This window comes from Leifsonia sp. Root4 (genome assembly GCF_001425085.1).
GTDB lineage: Bacteria > Actinomycetota > Actinomycetes > Actinomycetales > Microbacteriaceae > Microterricola.
The window spans coordinates 76,759-93,558 of the sequence record NZ_LMDN01000005.1; the positions used below are offsets into that span (position 1 = coordinate 76,759).

Genomic DNA, 16,800 nt, shown 5'->3' on the forward strand with positions numbered 1-16,800 from the left:
TTGACGGGTGACTGCAACACTCGTGGCCCAGGGCCTTGCCGGCGGATACGCCCACCGCACCCTTTTCGAAGCGCTCGACCTCACGGTCGCTCCCGGGGACGTGGTCGGCGTGGTCGGCGCCAACGGCGCGGGCAAGTCGACGCTGCTGCGCATCCTCGGTGGCGAGCTCGAGCCACAGGCTGGAACGGTGAGCCTCTCGCCCCGCGACGCCTTCGTCGGCTGGCTGCCGCAGGAGCACGAGCGAGTCGCCGGCGAGAGCATCGCCGCCTACATCGGCCGTCGCACGGGGTGCACGGTGGCGACGGAGCAGATGGATGCCGCAGCGGCCGCCCTCGGCGATCCAACGCTCGCGGCTCCGGGAACCGACCCGTCCGACGTCTATTCGGTCGCGCTAGAGCGCTGGCTGGCCAGCGGAGCTGCCGACCTCGACGAGCGGCTGCCCGTCGTGCTGGCCGAGCTCGGCATGAGCATGAGTGCGGGCGCCGGCAACGACGATGCCGCTCAGACGGAGCACACGCTGAGCCCCGAGTCGCTGATGACCTCCCTCTCCGGTGGGCAGGCGGCCCGCGTCGGCCTCGCCGCCCTGCTGCTCTCCCGCTTCGACATCGTGCTGCTCGACGAGCCGACGAACGACCTCGATCTGGATGGACTGGAACGGCTGGAGGCCTTCGTCAGCGGAATCCGGGGCGGCGTCGTACTCGTCAGCCACGACCGTGAGTTCCTCGCCCGCAGCGTCACGAAGGTGCTTGAGCTCGACCTCGCGCAGAACGCCAACCGCATCTTCGGCGGCGGCTACGACTCCTACCTGGAGGAGCGTGAGACGGCCAGGCGACACAAGCGTGAGGACTACGAGGAGTTCGCAGCCAAGAAGGCCGACCTCGTCGGGCGGGCCCGCACCCAGCGCGAATGGTCGAGCCAGGGCGTGCGCAACGCGATGAAGAAGTCGCCGGACAATGACAAGATCCGCCGCAAGGCCTCGGTGGAGTCCAGCGAGAAGCAGGCGCAGAAGGTGCGCCAGATGGAGAGCCGCATCGCGCGCCTCGACGAGGTCGACGAGCCGCGCAAGGAGTGGCAGCTCGAGTTCACGATCGGTGCGGCGCCGCGCTCCAGCTCGGTGGTCAGCACCCTGAACGCCGCCGTCATCCAGCAGGGCGACTTCACCCTCGGCCCCGTCTCACTGCAGGTGAACGCCGGCGAGCGCATCGGCATCACCGGGCCGAACGGGGCGGGCAAGTCCACCCTGCTGCGTGCGCTGCTCGGGCGTCAGACGCCGGATGCCGGCAGCGCCAGCCTCGGTGCGAACGTCGCCATCGGCGAGGTCGACCAAGCGCGCAGCCAGTTCACCGGCAGCGCGCCGCTGGCCGAGGCCTTCGAGGCGCTCGTGCCGGAGATGGCGGCCGCAGACGTGCGCACACTGCTGGCCAAGTTCGGGCTGAAGGCCGACCACGTGCTGCGCCCGGTCGAGGCGCTCTCGCCGGGCGAGCGAACCAGGGCCGGGCTGGCCCTGCTACAGGCGCGCGGCGTGAACGTTCTCGTGCTCGATGAACCGACGAACCACCTCGACCTGGCCGCGATCGAGCAGCTGGAGCAGGCGCTGGAGAGCTACGAGGGCACGCTCCTGCTCGTCACGCACGACCGGCGCATGCTCGACACCGTGCGGATCGAGCGGCGCTGGCACGTGGAATCCGGAACGGTGACGGAGCTCTAGCCCGCCGCCCCGCGCGACGCTCGTCGACCTGCGCTGCAGAAACTACACGTTCGCGCCCGAACTACCCACCGCGAAACAGCGGTTTCTGTAGCGCGAGGCGCTCGGCGTCTAGCGGGACTGGCGCTTCTTGTACGGAAGCGGCTCGCCCTTCACCCGGGGAGCGCGGCCCTTGCCCTTGTTGGCCTTGGCCTTGCCGCCGGCCTTGGGCGCCGGTGGCTTGTTCGCCGCTTCGTAGGCCGCGATCTCGTCGTTCGCGGTCACGAGGAAGAGTTCGCCGGCGTCGGTCAGGCTCATCGTGCTGGTGGCGCGGTTGACGAGGTGGGCGCCGACGAGGGCCTCCACCTGGTTGAGCGATCCGCTGAGCGTGGCGTGAGAGACGCCGAGCTCGGTTGCGGCCTTGGCGAGGTCGAGCTCATGCGCCACGACGACGTAGTGACGGAGCAGGGAGATGTCCACGGGTGCCTTTCGATGAGCCGCACAGTTGCGCGGTCGACCCCAGCGTACGCGCTCGCCCTGTGTGCGGGCCGCCTACGCGGTCCCGAAGCGCACCGCGGCGCGCGCCTGGGCCTTGGCCGCCTCGACCTCGCGGTTCTTCGGCGGGGCTGCACTCACGAGGTCCTCGAGCAGATGCCGCGTGATGTGGGCGATCTCGGCGACGGCGCGCTCGAACGCCGCCTCGTTCGCCTGCGACGGCTTGGTGGAACCGCTGATCTTGCGCACATACTGCAGGGCGGCGGCGTACACCTCATCATCGGTGGCTGCCGGTTCGAAGTTGTGCAGGGTATGGATGTTTCGGCACATGCTTCAACGCTAGCCACCGGCATCCGGCCCCGAAACCCCCTTACTTCCTCACAGTCCGTTGAGAGCGGTCAAATGGCCACTTCCGGAGCACCAAAGCGGCCATTTGGCCGCTCTCAATGGAATCGAGAGGAGGGGGGAGCGGCGCGTAAGCTGGAGTGTCGTCCGCCGGAGCGGTGCGGCCGCAGTGGGATCGACAGGGCTTGTCCGAATCCGTGACAAGAAAGGCGCTGTCGGCGTGAGCATTCACAGTGCAGAGCACGAGAAACACCTCGCACGACGGGGGACCATCGGCGCCGCAACGCAACTCGGCACCGAGGTGAGCATCAACCTCGGCTCGGCGCTCGCCGGCGTGGTCATGCCCGTCGTCGGGGCGACCGTCGTCGTTGCCGTTCGACAGATCGTGATGACGCTGGTGCTGCTGCCGGTGTACCGCCCGAAGCGCGCCGAACTCAGCTGGGCCCGGCTCTGGCCGGCCGTCGCACTCGGCGTCGTGCTCGCCGTGATGAATCTCAGCTTCTACGCCTCCGTGCACATCATCGGGCTGGGCCTCGCGGCGACGATCGAGTTCCTCGGCCCGCTCGCCCTGGCGCTCGCCGTGAGCAGGCGGCTGCTCGACGTGCTCTGTGCGCTGGCCGCCGGCGTCGGCGTGGTGCTGCTCACCGGCCTCGACGGCACGGTCGACCCGTGGGGCATCGCGCTCGCCCTCATCGCGGGAGCGGCCTGGGCCGGCTACATTCTGCTGACCCGCACGGTGGCACTCGGGCTGCCGGGCCTGGAAGGTCTGACCGTTGCGAGCATCGTGAGCCTCGTGCTGCTGATCCCGGCCGCGGCGTTCGCCTTCGACCCCTCGGTGCTGACCCTCGGTGTCGTCGGGCTGTTGATCGCGATCGGGGTGCTCTCGTCCGCGCTGCCGTACAGCCTGGACACGTTCATCCTGCGCCGGGTCGACACCCGCGTCTACGCGATCATCACCGCCTGCGGCCCGGCCGTCGCCGCGCTGTTCGGCTGGATGATCCTCGACGAGCAGTTCAGCGGCATGCAGATCTTCGCCATCGCCCTCGTCTGCGCCGCGGCCGCGACGGCCGTCGCCACGCAGCGTCGCCGCCCGGCCTCCGAGCTCGAGCGCACCGCCGAAGCACAGCACTAGCCAGCCGGCGTCGCAGCGGGAACGACAAACGGCCGGCACTGAATGCTCAGCGCCGGCCGTCGTCGTACTCAGTACAGTCAGTGCCCGTGCGGGGCGCCGCCCTCCATGTCGGCGGGCTTCTTCACGAAGAAGGCACCGACGATGGCGAGGAGCGAGATGATCGCCCCGACGGTGAACGCCGCCTGTGTTCCGCCGGCGGCTGCGACGTCCTCGGACGCCCCGCCTGCCACGAGCTGCGCGGTCTGGGTGGCGAGCACCGTGATGAACAGCGCGGTTCCCGCCGCTCCGGCCAGCTGCTGCAGGGTGGAGAGCATCGCGCTCGCGTGCGAGTAGTAGCGCGGCGTCACGGCGCCGAGAGCCGAGGTGAACAGCGGCGTGAAGATGAGCGCCAGGCCGAGGCTCATCACGATGTGTGCCGCGAGCAGGAACCAGACCGAGGTGTTCTCATTGACGGTCGTCAGCACCCACAGCACGGCGCTGACCAGAATGCTTCCCGGCACGAGCAGCGGGCGCGGGCCGAAGCGGTCGAAGAGTCGGCCGACGAACGGTGCGATGACACCCATGAGGATGCCGCCGGGCAGCAGGATCAGGCCGGCCGTGACGGGGTCCAGGTGCAGCACACCGAGCATGAACAGCGGCAGCACGATGATGACGCCGAACAGCGACGCCATCATGACGAGCATCATGCTGAGTGAGATCGTGAACTGCGGGAAGCGGAAGGTGCGCAGATCGAGCAGCGCCTTGTCCTGGCGCTGCAGGTATAGCTGCCGCAGCACAAAGAACAGCAGCGCGATGCCGCCACCCACGAGGCCGATCGACGCGAGGTTGACCGCGCTGTCGTACTGTTCCCCGACCACACTGAGGCCGTAGATGAGGCCACCGAAGCCGAGCGCGGAGAGCACAACCGAGAGGATGTCGAGCGGCACCTTCTTCGGCTCGCTGACGTTCTGCACCTTGCGCATCCCGTAGAAGAGCATGGCCAGTCCGATCGGCAGCATGACGCCGAAGATCCCGCGCCAGCCGAAGCTGTTGAGCATCAGACCGGAGAAGGTCGGGCCGATCGCGGGGGCGACCGACATGACGATCGAGACGTTGCCCATCATCTTGCCGCGGTGGTGCGGCGGAACGAGCGTCATCAGCGTCGTCATTAACAACGGCATCATGATCGCCGTTCCGGATGCCTGCACGACCCGGGCGAGCAGCAGAATGCCGAAGCTCGGAGCGATGAAGGCGATCGCGGTTCCGATCGTGAACAGCGTCATGGCGGCGATGTAGATCGGGCGGGTGTTGAAGCGCTGCAGCAGGTAGCCGGTGATCGGGATGACGACGGCCATCGTCAGGAGGAACGCGGTGGTCAGCCACTGGCCGGCGCGCTCGTCGACACCCAGGTCGTCCATGATCGGACGGAGGGCGACGCCCATCGTCGTCTCGTTGAGGAAGACGACGAAGGTGGAGGCGACGAGCAGCCAGATCACCTTGTTGTTGCGGCGTTCGGTTGCGGGATCGAGTTGCAGGGGAACCGAGCTCGTGTCGAGAGCCTCGGCGTCGGATGTAGTGCGTTCAGTCACAGTCAGTTTTCGTTTCGGTGAAGGTAGAGAGGGCGTAATGCACGATGCGGCACCGTGTCTGAGACGGTCGGCGGACTCGGCAGAGGAGCCGCTAGGGACGAGGTCGACGTCTCAGGGGCGTCAATGGATGCCAGGCCAATGGATGCCGGAGTCGAGATCGCTCCTGCCACCCAGATCTGGTGGAAAGCACGATCCGACGGAGCGCACCATCGCTCAGCACACGGTCGGTCAGCAAACAACGGTCTGTCTGCAAACGAGCTGCATGCAAACAACGGTCTGTCAGCGAATACAGACCTGACAGATCAGCTCAGCGCTGACGGGAACGAATATATTCCCGACCACCGACAGAAGATTTCGGGGGCGATGAACTGCTGTGGCGAACCCGGATGTGCGGATGCGCCGTCAACGGCGGGGCTCAGGGAGCGGGTGCCGGGCCATCGGTCGGAGTCGGCGTGGGCAGCCACCCCTTGAGGATCGACTCTTCCGGCGCAAGAAACTCCTCGTCCGAGAGGTCGTGGTCATCTCGGCCCGTGTGCGATTCAGGAGTGCTCATGCGTTCACCCTATCGAGCATCCCAGCGGAGGTAAACCTCGATTCCCGCCCGGTTGCTCTCATTCGGAGCGGTTGCCGTGGCTGCCGCCGTGCTCGTACGGAGTCGTGATGCCGCGGTAGCGCATGGCCATCATCATGCCCTCCGCCGCGTGGTCGAGGTTGTGGCAATGGTCCATCCAGATGCCGGGGTTGTCGGCCACCACGGCCACCACCCAGACCTCGCCCGGCCGCACGTCGAATGTGTCGAGCCAGCTTTGCGCACCGCTCGCGGCCACGCCGTTGCGTGAGAGCACCAGCACATGGTGGCCGTGAACGTGCATCGGGTGCGTCTCCCAGCCCCGATTGGCGACGGTGAGTTCGACGACGTCGCCCTCGTTCACGGTGATGCTCGGGATCCGCGGGTACACCGCCCCATTCACGGTGTAGCCGTTGACCGGCACGCCCTGCAGGAAACGGGGGTTGCGATCGAGCACCATCTCGGCGCGCACGAGCGGCCCGTCCGGCAGCACCGCTGCAGGCCCGCCGCCGTAGCCCAGAAGATCCAGTTCGGGCTCATCGGAGCGGTCAGGTGGGCGCTCCGTCGTCCCCACGGATGCCGCGGCGCCCGGGCTGAACGCGAGCCACGCCGTCCTGCTGGCATCCGTGGTCAGATACACCGGTCCATCCGGCATGGTGAACGCCAGGTCGATGCGCCCGCCGGCCGGAATACGGATTGCCTGCTCCCGCACCTCCGGCGGGGCGGCGAGCTCGTGACCGTCTGCGGCGACGACGGCGAACGGGGTGCCGTCAAGATGGAAGGTGCTCGGAAGCCCATCGGTGTTCATCAGCCGCAGCCGCACGGTCTCTCCAGCCGGGATGGCCGTCGCCGTCGGCAGATCGCTGGCGCCGAGCAGCACGGAGCCGCCGATGCTGTGCAGCGGAACGACCACGTCGTGCTGCTCGGCGATGCCCCCGCTCGGTTCGACGATGAGGGTGCCGTAGAGGCCGCGCTGCACGCCGCGGGAGGCGCTCTGGTGGGTGTGGTACCAGTAGCTGCCCGGCTGATCGGCGACAAAGCGGTAGTCGAAGCCCTCGCCGGGCAGCACCGAATCCTGCGTCACGCCGGCGACGCCGTCCTCACCGTTGGGTACGTCGTAGCCGTGCCAGTGGATCGTCACGCCGGCCGCGACGTCGACATTCTCCAGGCGCACCTCGACCACGTCACCCTGCTGCACCCGCAGCTCGGGGCCGGGCAGGGAGCCGTAGTTCCAGCTCTGCACGGTGTCGCCGGAGGCGAGGGTCACGCTCTCCGTCGCCGCACGCAGCGTGAACTGCCGGCGCGGGCCCGGCACGTCCTCTGGCGTGCGGAGATCGTCGACGGAAACGGCCGCCGCAGCGGTGCCGGCGGCGAGGTCCGCGTCGATGCCGGGCGAGGCGGCCGCAGCGAGCGCGCTGTCATGACCGCCCGTGTGCGCCGCCTGTGCTCCGGCAAAGTCGGGCGGGGCCATGCTCGTCATCCACGACAGGGCGACGGATGCCACGAGCACGAGCGTCCCGAGTGCGGAGAAGCCGACGACCAAGCGGCGGCCGGCCCGCGCGAACAGGGCGTAGCCGAGGCCCGTCGCGAGCACCGCGAGCAGGGTGAGCACGGCGGCGGCGGCGAGTTCGAGCGGGTAACCGATCAGCGTGCCGGCAACGACGGACGCGACGGCCGCACTGGTGGCAGCGAGGAGCGCGGTCGGCACGCGAGCGGGTAGCCGCCGCGTGGTTGCGGCAGCTGGCAGGGCAGCCCCGCGAGCAGCCGGCCGGGACGGCGGACCGGGTTCGGCGGCATCCGACGACACCGACAGGGCCCTGGCCTGCCGGAGCAGCGGCGGGGCGGCTATGAGCGTGACGACCACAGCGGCGGTCAGCTGCATCGGCAGCGCGAACAGTAGCTTCTCCTGCGCGAACCACCAGCCCTGGCCGAGGAGCATGAGCACGAGAGGCAGCTGGGCGAGGGTGGCGAGCGCAGCACCGCCCGCGAAGATCAGCGCCCGTCGTGCCCTGGTTGCGGTGATCGGGCCCGCGGCGATGATCGTGGCGGCGCACCACAACCCCGCACCGATGATGGTCAGCGCGAGGTTGATGGCGAGCAGAGCGGCCGTGCTCACCGGCCGCGAACCAGTGCGCGAGGTGACCGCCCTGGCTGCGGTGCGGAGGGTGCGGTGGTGCGCATGTCACTCACGACGACCATGTCAGAGCCGGGCGGAGACGTTCTCGTCGGAGGCGTTTCCGACGGGAGCCTGCCTCGGCGCGGTGCCCTGTCCGCGGGCCAGTCGCCAGCCCTTCTGCGCGAGGTAGAGGCTCACCAGGATGATGGCGAGTCCGTTCAGCGCGTGCAGCGAAACGAAGAGTGTCGCGGCCAGTGGGGGGCTCTCGTGCGAGTCGGGACCGACGCCGAAGAGCACACCGGTCAGCACGAAGATGCCGGTCTGCAGCAGGATCAGCACGAGCGGCAGTGCGCTCAACCAGATCATCCGCTTGCCAAGGCGGGCGATGGCGGCGCAGATGAGGGTGAGCAGGGCGAGGATCGGCAGAACGATTCGGCCGTTCATGCCGTGCACCGCGAAGAGTTCGTCGTCGGGGTTGCTGAAGACTCCGACCGCTGCAAAGTACAGCTGGAGCATGACGGATGCCGTCAACAATGACGCTACAACGGCGTAAAGCGTGCGCATGAGGGATGAGTTCCTTTCGGTCCGCTCGGGAAGGCGGGTAACCCGACTGTGCCCGGGTGGCGGATGCGACGGCATCCGTGTCACCACCGAGAGTGCACCGGCAGTGCCCCTGAACCCGTTCTCCGGGCGTAGCGCAGGCGCGGGTGTTGCTTCAGCGCCGCGCGATGCCGGCCACGGCGGCCACCGAGGCCGTGACGGCTGCTGCCGCCACGCTCAACTGCTCGGCACTCGTTCTGCTGGACAGCGAGAAACGCACGGCCGTCTGCGCGAGCTCTGCGGGCACGCCGATCGCCGTGAGCACGGGGGATGCCTCGTCGGATCCGGCCGCGCAGGCGGATCCGCTGGAGCAGATCACGCCGCGCCGCTCAAGCTCGAGGAGCACCGCTTCGCCGCTCGTGCCGGCGAAGACGAAGGAGGCGGAGCCGGGCAGCCGCGCGCTCGGGTGCCCGGTGAGGCGCGCCTCGGGAACGGAGCCCAGCACGCCGGCGATGAACTCGTCGCGCAGCGCGCTCGTGGCTTCGGCAGCCCCGGCGAGGCGTTCGGCCTCTGCCAGCCGCAGTGCGGTCGCGAGCGCGACGGCTCCCGCGACGTTCTCGGTTCCACTGCGGTGGCCGCGCTCCTGTCCTCCGCCGTGCAGCAGAGGCTCCAGCGGCAGCCGCCCGCGCACGAACAGCGCGCCGATACCCTTGGGGGCGCCGACCTTGTGGCCGGAAATGCTGAGCGCATCGACGCCGAGCTCGGTGACGTTCAGCGGCAACGAACCCGCGGCCTGCACGGCATCCGTGTGTAACGGGACTCCGCCGGCCCGTGCCACGGCGGCGAGCCGCTGCAGGGGTTGCACGGTGCCGATCTCATTGTTGGCGTAGTGCACCGAGACGAGTGCGGTGTCCGGGCGCAGCCGCGCGGCCAGCTCGTCCGGGTCGAGAAGGCCTGCGGCATCCGGGCTCAGCAGCTCGATCTCGAAGCCGTGCAGGCGACGCAGGTAGTCCAGCGATTCGAGCACGGCCTCGTGCTCGAGCGGCGAGCTGATGATGTGCCTGCCGCGGGCGGATGCCAGTGCGATGCCCTTGACCGCGAGGTTGTCGGCCTCGGTGCCACCGGCCGTGAACACCACCTCGCCCGCTCGGCAGCTCAGCACGGCCGCCACCTCGCGGCGGGCCTGCTGGATGGCCACCGCCGCTGCCTCGCCGGCGCGGTGGTGGCTGGATGGGTTGCCGAACTCGCCGCCGGGGCCGCCGAGCCACGGCCACATGGCCTGCAACGCCTCCGGACGCACCGGGGTGCTCGCCGCATTGTCGAGATAAATCGCGTCGAGATAAGTCGCGTCGTGGTTACCGGCGTCGTTGTTCTGGCTCATGGCTGGTCCGCCGTGCTTCAGGGCGTGGCAGCGGTGACGTCGACGCTGATGTCGAGGCCGAGGTCGAGTGCGCGCACGCTGTGGGTGAGAGCGCCGACCGAGATCACATCGACGCCGGTCTCGGCGATCGCCCTGACGGTGCCGAGGCTCACGCCGCCGCTGGCCTCAACCACGGAGCGTCCCGCGATGTGGGCGACGCCGGCGCGCAGCTGCTCCGGCGTGAAGTTGTCGAGCATGATCGTGTCGACGCCGGCAGCGAGCACGGCGTCGATCTGGTCGATCCGATCGACCTCGACCTCGATGTGGGTGGTGTGCGGCAGCCGGGCGCGGAGGCTGAGCAGCGCATCGGTCACCGAGATGCCGTTCGCGGTGAGCACGGCGAGGTGGTTGTCCTTGGCCATCACGGCGTCGCTCAGGCTGAAGCGGTGGTTGTGGCCGCCGCCGTCGCGCACGGCCTGGCGTTCCAGGGCGCGCAGGCCGGGGGTCGTCTTGCGGGTGTCGGCGATGCGGGCGCGCGTTCCGGCGGTCTCGGCCACGTACTCGGCGGTGAGTGCGGCGATGCCGCTCATGCGCTGCACCAGGTTGAGGGCGACGCGTTCGGCCTGCAGGATGCCGCGGGCCGAGCCGCTGACACGGGCGAGCACGTCGCCGGCGGCGAAGGGGGCGGCATCCGCGACCAGCAACTCGACCGTCACCGAGGGGTCGGTGAGCGCGAAGGCGGCGCGGAACACGGCGCCGCCGCTGAACACGGCGTGCTCGCGTGCGACCAGCTCGGCCGTGGCCATCGCCTCGGCGGGGATCAGCAGCTCGGAGGTGATGTCACCCCAGGGGGCGTCTTCGTGCAGGGCCGCCGAGACGACGGCGGTGATGGTGGCGGTGGTCAGCATGCGAGGGCATCCTCTCGAGTGGTTGCAATTGTTCCAGTGCCGTCGGCTGCCGGGAAGTCGCTGCGGAAATGTGCGCCGACCGACTCCGTCCTGGCGCTCGCCGCGGCCACGAGCAGGCGGGCGAGGTCGAGCAGATTGGCGTCTTCGATGTCGCGGCGGCTCGCGCCGGGCGTCGTGCTCGGCCGGGGGAGTGCGGCGAGCTCCGATGCGGCCGCCTCGAGCGTCGCGCCGTCGCGCTCAAGCCCGGCGGCGTTCCACAGGAGGGTCTGCACGGTCGTGCGGAGATCGGGCGTTCGGAGCGGGGCATTCAGTGCTTCGTCAGAGCTGCGCGGCACGCCATCGCGTAGCTGGTTCGCGGATGCGGCAGGCGACACGCCGACAGCGCGGGCGTCAGCCGCGGCGTGTCGCGGAGCATCTCCGCTGACCGGCATATGTGGCGCGTCGGTTGCGGGCCGGGCGGGGGCGGATGCCGCATCCGCGCTCAGCGCCTGCACGGCCCGTTCGGCGAACACCGCCGCCTCCAGCAGCGAGTTCGAGGCCAGCCGGTTGGCGCCGTGCACGCCGGTGCAGGCGGCCTCGCCGACGGCGAAGAGCCCCGGCAGCGATGTGCGGCCCCAGAGATCGGTGGCGACGCCGCCCATCCAGTAGTGCGCGGCGGGCGTCACGGGCACCGGCTCGAGCGCCCAGTCGTGGCCGGAGGCCTCGCACGCGGCCGTGATCGTGGGGAAGCGGGCGGCGAGCATGGCCCGGTTCGCGGCGGGATCCTGTGCGAGCGCGGTCGCGTCCAACAGCACGGGCGCTCCGCCCTGCGCCGCCATCTCGCGGGCGATCTCACGGGCGACGACGTCGCGTGGAGCGAGCTCGGCCTCTGGATGCCGCTCGAGCATGAATCGCTCGCCGGAACGGTTCCGCAGCACGGCGCCCTCGCCGCGCACCGCCTCGGACACGAGCGGGGTGCCGGGGACGGCCAGCGCGGTCGGGTGGAACTGCACGAACTCCAGATCCGCCAGTCGGGCTCCGGCCCGCCAGGCCGCTGCTACTCCGTCTCCGGTGGCGATCGCGGGGTTCGTGGTGTGCAGGAAGAGCTGCCCCGCGCCACCGGTGGCGAGCACCACGGCGTCGGTGAGCACCCGCTCGCGGCCGCCGTTCGGCAGGGCCAGCTCGGCGCCGATGACGCGGGGTGCGGTATCCGCCCCCGAGCTCGGGCCGGCGGTCGGCGCAGCGGAGTCGGCGGCGGGCTCGGTGAGCAGCTCCACCAGCATCGTCTGCTCGCGCACCGTGATCGGGCGGCGGGCGAGGGCATCGAGCATGGCGCGTTCGATCTCGGCGCCGGTGGCATCGCCGCCGGCGTGCAGCACTCGGGCACGGACGTGGGCGGCCTCGAGGCCGCGGGCGAGCCCGGACTCGTCGCGGTCGAAGTGCGCGCCGAAGCGGATCAGGTCGCGTACCCGGGCCGGGCCGTCGTCGCAGAGCACCTGCGCGGCGGCGGGATCGCTCCGGCCGGCGCCGGCACGGAGGGTGTCGAGCAGGTGGGCGTTGGGGGAGTCATCGGGGAAGAGCGATGCGGCGATGCCGCCCTGCGCGTGGCTGGTGTTGCTCTCGGCCAGCCCGCCCTTCGTCACCAGCGTCACCGTGTGCCCGGCATCGGCGGCCCGCACGGCAGAGAACAGGCCGGCCAGGCCGCTGCCGATCACCAGCACGCTCGCCATGTCAGGCTCCCGTGGGAACGGCGGCCGGTACAGCGCGGGGCGCAGTGGGTGCTGTACCGCCGCCGTTGGCGGGCGGCTTGGCTGCCAGCATCCGCTCGAGGGCGAGGCGGGCGGGAACGGCCACGTCGGCGCTGACCGAGATCTGGTTGACGACCTCGCCGGCCACGAGCGACTCGAGCACCCAGGCGAGGTAGCCGGGGTGGATGCGGTACATCGTCGAGCACGGGCAGACGACGGGGTCGAGGCAGAAGATCGTGTGCTGCGGGTACTGCGCGGCGAGGCGCTGCACGAGGTTGATCTCGGTGCCGATGGCGAAGGTCGATCCGGCCGGGGCCGCCGCGATCGCCTTCGTGATGTAGTCGGTGGAGCCGTACTCGTCGGCCGCATCCACGACGGGCATCGGGCACTCGGGGTGCACGATCACGCGCACGCCGGGGTGGCTGACGCGCGCCTGCTCGATCTGATCGACGGTGAAGCGCTTGTGCACGCTGCAGAAACCGTGCCAGAGGATCACCTGGGCGTCGTGCAGCTCGGCCTCGCTCGAACCACCGAGGGGCTTGCGCGGGTTCCACATCGGCATCCGGTCGAGCGGAACGCCCATCGCCTTGGCCGTGTTGCGGCCGAGGTGCTGGTCGGGGAAGAACAGCACGCGCTGGCCGCGCTCGAACGCCCACTCCAGAACGGTCTCCGCATTCGAGGACGTGCAGACGATGCCGCCGCGCTCGCCGCAGAAGCCCTTCAACGCAGCGGAGGAGTTCATGTAGGTGACGGGGATGACGGGCACTCGGCCGTCGGCGTCCGGCTCGGTGCCGTAGAGCTCCTCGAGCGCCTCCCAGCACTCGGTGACCGAGTCGATGTCGGCCATGTCGGCCATCGAGCAGCCGGCGGCGAGGTTCGGCAGGATGACGGCCTGCTCCGGTGTCGAGAGCAGATCGGCGGTCTCGGCCATGAAGTGCACGCCGCAGAAGACGATCGCCTCGGCATCCGGGCGGGACTTCGCGGCACCGGCCAGCTGGAAGGAGTCGCCGATGTAGTCGGCGTGTGCCACGACCTCGTCGCGCTGGTAGAAGTGGCCGAGCACGAGCACCCGGTCGCCGAGCGTGGCCTTGGCGGCGCGGACGCGGGCGTCGAGCTCCTCGTCGCTGGCGGTCTTGTACTCGCTCGGCAGCGTGCCCTGCCGCGGCGAGCCGGTGGGGATCACGTCGCCCATCGAGGAACCGGGGCCGTAGGCGGTGGGGCCGGCGTCGAACTCCCACGGGCCCTTGGCGAGCTCGGGCGAACAGCTCGAGCCGGTGGATTCGCCGCTGGCGATCAGCTGGATGACACGGTCGACGGATGCCGGGGTCGCAGTGTGGTTCGAGGCGGTGGGGTTGGAGATGGTGCTCATGATGCCTTCCCAGGGGTGGCGCGGCCGAGAGGGCCGAGGTCTGCGGGGTCGATGGTGGAATCGAAACGGTAGAGGCGGGGCGGCCGGTGCGGCGTGCCCGCGAGGTACTCATCGGTGGCGATCACCGTCTTGGACGCCTCGATCGTGCGGCGGAAGTTCGCCGGGTCCAGTGGGCGCTGCAGCACGGCCTCGTGCACCTCGCGGAGCTGGGCGAGGGTGAATGTCTCGCCGAGGAAGGCGTGTGCGATGCGGGAGTACTCGAGCTTGGTGCGCAGCCGCCACAGGGCGTAGTCGACGATGAGGTTGTGATCGAAGGCGAGCTCCGGCAGATCGTCGGCCGGGAACCATTGCACGTTCTCGCCAACCGCGGCGCGCGCGGCCTCGTCGGACTGCACGAGCGCCCAGTAGACGACCGAGACCACCCGGCGCCCCGGCGAGCGGTCGACCGCGCCGAAGCTGTAGAGCTGTTCGAGGTACTTCGGGGTGAGCCCGGTCGTCTCGTGCAGGGTGCGCGCGGCGGCCTTGCCGAGTTCCTCGTCGACGGGCAGCCATCCGCCGGGCAGGGCCCATTGGCCTTCGAACGGCTCCCGGGTGCGCCGAACGAGCGGCAGCCAGAGCGATGGCAGCTCGGTTTCGGCATCCGCCCGCAGCGCGAAGATCACCGTCGACACGGCGAGTTCTGCGCTCGCTGGCTGCTCGGCTGCCATGGCGTCTCCGTTCGATGCTCGCGACTAAGAGTCAGTGTGACTTTAAGTCTGCGCCCATCTTATGGTCAATCTGACCAGAAGGCGAATTCGTGACGTCGCGCTGCCCGCGCTGGTCGGGTGATGGCGGAGGGCGCATCGGCGTCCGCCGGGCGGCACGATGGCGCGGTATGCTGGCAGCGCGCTCTGCTCACGGGTGGGGCGCGTGCAGTGAACTGAATATCGGGCCACATGGTCGACGCGGGAGAGCCGGGCGTTTTCGAACGTATCGGCACCGAAGGAGCAATCCTCCCCGACAATCTCTCAGGTATATGTACCGCGTCGAGCTGGCCGCTCTGGAAAGTGGATTTTGCGAAGCAAGATCCAGATCGAGCCTGTCGAGATCTCTCGCCCTGCCTGGTCTGGACTACGCGAAATCCCGCCCAAGGTGAAAGCCGCACGCATCCGTCGATCGACGGAGCAGCGGTGAAACTCTCAGGCCGGATGACAGAGGGGGAGTTCCGAGACGGTCAAGCGACCGTCCAGAATCTCGCCCGGCCTCGGCCGGTTCGACGTGAGGAACTCCGCGCCAATGAATGACGTAACGACTGACAACGCCAGCTCGGCCACCGACGGCGCCATCACCGCGCGCTTCTCGCCGCTGCACGACATTCACGTGGAAGCCGGCGCCAGCTTCACCGATTTCGGCGGTTGGCAGATGCCCGTGCGCTACTCGAGCGACCTCGCCGAGCACCACGCCGTGCGCGCCGCCGCCGGCATCTTCGACATCTCGCACATGGCAGAGATCCTCGTCGAAGGTCCGGGTGCCCCGGCATTCCTTGACTACGCCCTCGCCGGCAAGCTCTCGGCGATCAAGTACGGCCAGGCGAAGTACAGCCTGCTGCTGAACGAGCACGGCGGCATCATCGACGACCTCGTCGTCTACCGCCTCGGCGACGAGAAGTTCCTCGTGGTTGCCAACGCCGGCAACCGCTTCGCCGTCGTCCCGGCCCTCGCCGAGCGCGCGGCCGGCTTCGACGTCACCGTCACCGACCAGAGCGACGACCTCGCGCTGATCGCCGTGCAGGGCCCGGTCTCCCGTGCCATCCTCGAGGCGACCCCCGGCATCACGGACCTCGGCATCCCGCTCTCCGAGCTCAAGTACTACTGGTCGACCGATGCCTTCTTCGACGGAGCCCCGCTGCTCGTCGCCCGCACCGGCTACACCGGTGAGGACGGCTTCGAGCTGTACATCCAGACCGAGAAAGCGGCCGAGCTCTGGGGCGCCCTCACCGCCGCCGGCGCGGAGCACGGCCTCGTTCCCTGCGGCCTCGCCAGCCGCGACACCCTCCGACTTGAGGCGGGCATGCCGCTCTACGGCCACGAGCTCGGCGTCGACGTCTTCCCGGCCCAGGCCGGTCTCGGCCGCGTCGTCGCACTCGCCAAGGAGGGCGAGTTCGTCGGTCGTGCCGCCAGCGAGCGGGGCCCGGCAGCGGGCGCCCGCGTCCTCGTCGGCATCGCGGCGGAGGGCCGCCGCGCCGGTCGTGCCGACTACGAGCTGTTCGCCAGTGCCAATGCGAACGACGATGCGGACGCCGCGGCGCCGGCCATCGGCGTGATCACGAGCGGCGCGCTCTCGCCGACCCTCGGCCACCCGATCGCGATGGCCTTCGTCGACCCCGGCCACTCCGAGCTCGGCAGCGAACTCTTCATCGACGTGCGCGGAACGCGGGTGCCGGCATCCGTCGTCGCACTGCCGTTCTACAAGCGCGCGCAGTAAGCGCACGCGCCTCACTCAGCACGTCACGTCTCAGCACACACACACACTCAACACCCATCGCGAAGGAGCCATCATGGCCGACACCTCCACCCTCAAGTACACCGCCGAGCACGAGTGGCTCCTGATCGACGGCAACACCGCCGTCGTCGGCATCACCGCCTACGCCGCCGAGAAGCTCGGTGACGTGGTCTTCGTCGACCTGCCCGACTCCGGCGACGAGATCACCGCCGGCACCGTCGTCGGCGAGATCGAGTCGACCAAGTCCGTGGGAGAGCTCTTCGCCCCGGCCAACGGCACCGTGCTCGAGATCAACCAGGCCATGGTCGACAGCCCCGAGCTCGTCAACTCCGACCCCTTCGGCGAGGGCTGGCTCATCAAGATCAGCTTCACCGAGCTGCCGGCACTGTTGAGCTTCGACGAGTACAGCGCGCTCATCGCCGAATAGGCGCAGCACGCACCACGCCTGACGACCACCACTTCGCACCAGCCCGCATCCCCGCCAGCACACATCCCCGCCAGCACAGA

15 protein-coding genes and 2 riboswitches are annotated in these 16,800 nt (G+C 69.6%); of the genes, 4 read left to right on the forward strand and 11 right to left on the reverse strand.

Annotation, left to right across the window (positions count from 1 at the left end; all coding sequences use genetic code 11):
• The first annotated feature begins 7 nt into the window (after window positions 1–7).
• On the forward strand, window positions 8–1,708 hold the full coding sequence (locus tag ASC66_RS16175) for an ABC-F family ATP-binding cassette domain-containing protein (RefSeq protein WP_055842022.1): 1,701 nt from the start codon (window positions 8–10) through the stop codon (window positions 1,706–1,708).
• Window positions 1,709–1,816: 108 nt separating this feature from the next.
• Here the strand turns inward: ASC66_RS16175 and ASC66_RS16180 are convergent, their stop codons facing one another.
• Window positions 1,817–2,164: a LysR family transcriptional regulator gene (locus tag ASC66_RS16180; protein WP_055842025.1), complete on the reverse strand. Its 348-nt coding sequence runs from the start codon at window positions 2,162–2,164 to the stop codon at window positions 1,817–1,819.
• A 72-nt stretch (window positions 2,165–2,236) separates the two neighbouring features.
• Complete coding sequence (locus ASC66_RS16185) at window positions 2,237–2,509, reverse strand: DUF2277 domain-containing protein (RefSeq protein WP_055842028.1); 273 nt, start codon at window positions 2,507–2,509, stop codon at window positions 2,237–2,239.
• Between the two features lie 235 nt (window positions 2,510–2,744).
• Here ASC66_RS16185 and ASC66_RS16190 point away from each other — a divergent pair, with 235 nt between their 5' ends.
• A complete protein-coding gene (locus ASC66_RS16190) occupies window positions 2,745–3,656 on the forward strand; it encodes an EamA family transporter (RefSeq protein WP_235496976.1) in 912 nt (303 codons plus the stop codon).
• Between the two features lie 77 nt (window positions 3,657–3,733).
• On the opposite strand, the gene ASC66_RS16195 is transcribed toward ASC66_RS16190, so the two are convergent.
• The 9 genes from ASC66_RS16195 to ASC66_RS16230 form a co-directional block, all read right to left on the reverse strand.
• The gene (locus ASC66_RS16195) at window positions 3,734–5,224 is read right to left on the reverse strand and encodes an MDR family MFS transporter (protein WP_235496977.1); all 1,491 of its coding nucleotides are present in this window, start codon (window positions 5,222–5,224) and stop codon (window positions 3,734–3,736) included.
• A gap of 415 nt (window positions 5,225–5,639) precedes the next feature.
• Window positions 5,640–5,777: a hypothetical protein gene (locus ASC66_RS18365; RefSeq protein WP_200944842.1), complete on the reverse strand. Its 138-nt coding sequence runs from the start codon at window positions 5,775–5,777 to the stop codon at window positions 5,640–5,642.
• Between the two features lie 58 nt (window positions 5,778–5,835).
• Window positions 5,836–7,908: a multicopper oxidase family protein gene (locus tag ASC66_RS16200; protein WP_055842031.1), complete on the reverse strand. Its 2,073-nt coding sequence runs from the start codon at window positions 7,906–7,908 to the stop codon at window positions 5,836–5,838.
• An 84-nt stretch (window positions 7,909–7,992) separates the two neighbouring features.
• Complete coding sequence (locus ASC66_RS16205; protein WP_055842033.1) at window positions 7,993–8,472, reverse strand: DUF6220 domain-containing protein; 480 nt, start codon at window positions 8,470–8,472, stop codon at window positions 7,993–7,995.
• A 151-nt stretch (window positions 8,473–8,623) separates the two neighbouring features.
• Window positions 8,624–9,829: a cysteine desulfurase family protein gene (locus ASC66_RS16210; protein WP_055842036.1), complete on the reverse strand. Its 1,206-nt coding sequence runs from the start codon at window positions 9,827–9,829 to the stop codon at window positions 8,624–8,626.
• A 17-nt stretch (window positions 9,830–9,846) separates the two neighbouring features.
• A complete protein-coding gene (nadC, locus tag ASC66_RS16215) occupies window positions 9,847–10,716 on the reverse strand; it encodes a carboxylating nicotinate-nucleotide diphosphorylase (RefSeq protein WP_055842040.1) in 870 nt (289 codons plus the stop codon).
• Window positions 10,710–12,425, reverse strand: a complete 1,716-nt coding sequence (locus ASC66_RS16220) for an L-aspartate oxidase (RefSeq protein ID WP_055842042.1) — start codon at window positions 12,423–12,425, stop codon at window positions 10,710–10,712. The genes nadC and ASC66_RS16220 overlap by 7 nt, the downstream gene beginning before the upstream one ends.
• Before the next feature lies 1 nt (window position 12,426).
• Entirely contained in the window at window positions 12,427–13,812 is a 1,386-nt protein-coding gene (gene nadA / locus ASC66_RS16225; RefSeq protein ID WP_055842045.1) for a quinolinate synthase NadA, read from the reverse strand.
• Window positions 13,809–14,519, reverse strand: a complete 711-nt coding sequence (locus ASC66_RS16230) for an NUDIX hydrolase (RefSeq protein WP_055842048.1) — start codon at window positions 14,517–14,519, stop codon at window positions 13,809–13,811. The genes nadA and ASC66_RS16230 overlap by 4 nt, the downstream gene beginning before the upstream one ends.
• Before the next feature lie 228 nt (window positions 14,520–14,747).
• Window positions 14,748–14,845, forward strand: a riboswitch (glycine riboswitch).
• Between the two features lies 1 nt (window position 14,846).
• Window positions 14,847–15,013: riboswitch (glycine riboswitch) on the forward strand.
• Window positions 15,014–15,087: 74 nt separating this feature from the next.
• Between ASC66_RS16230 and gcvT the strand changes: the two genes are divergently transcribed.
• Window positions 15,088–16,275: a glycine cleavage system aminomethyltransferase GcvT gene (gene gcvT, locus ASC66_RS16235; RefSeq protein WP_055842051.1), complete on the forward strand. Its 1,188-nt coding sequence runs from the start codon at window positions 15,088–15,090 to the stop codon at window positions 16,273–16,275.
• Window positions 16,276–16,348: 73 nt separating this feature from the next.
• Window positions 16,349–16,720, forward strand: a complete 372-nt coding sequence (gene gcvH, locus ASC66_RS16240) for a glycine cleavage system protein GcvH (protein ID WP_055842054.1) — start codon at window positions 16,349–16,351, stop codon at window positions 16,718–16,720.
• The last annotated feature ends 80 nt before the right edge of the window (window positions 16,721–16,800 follow it).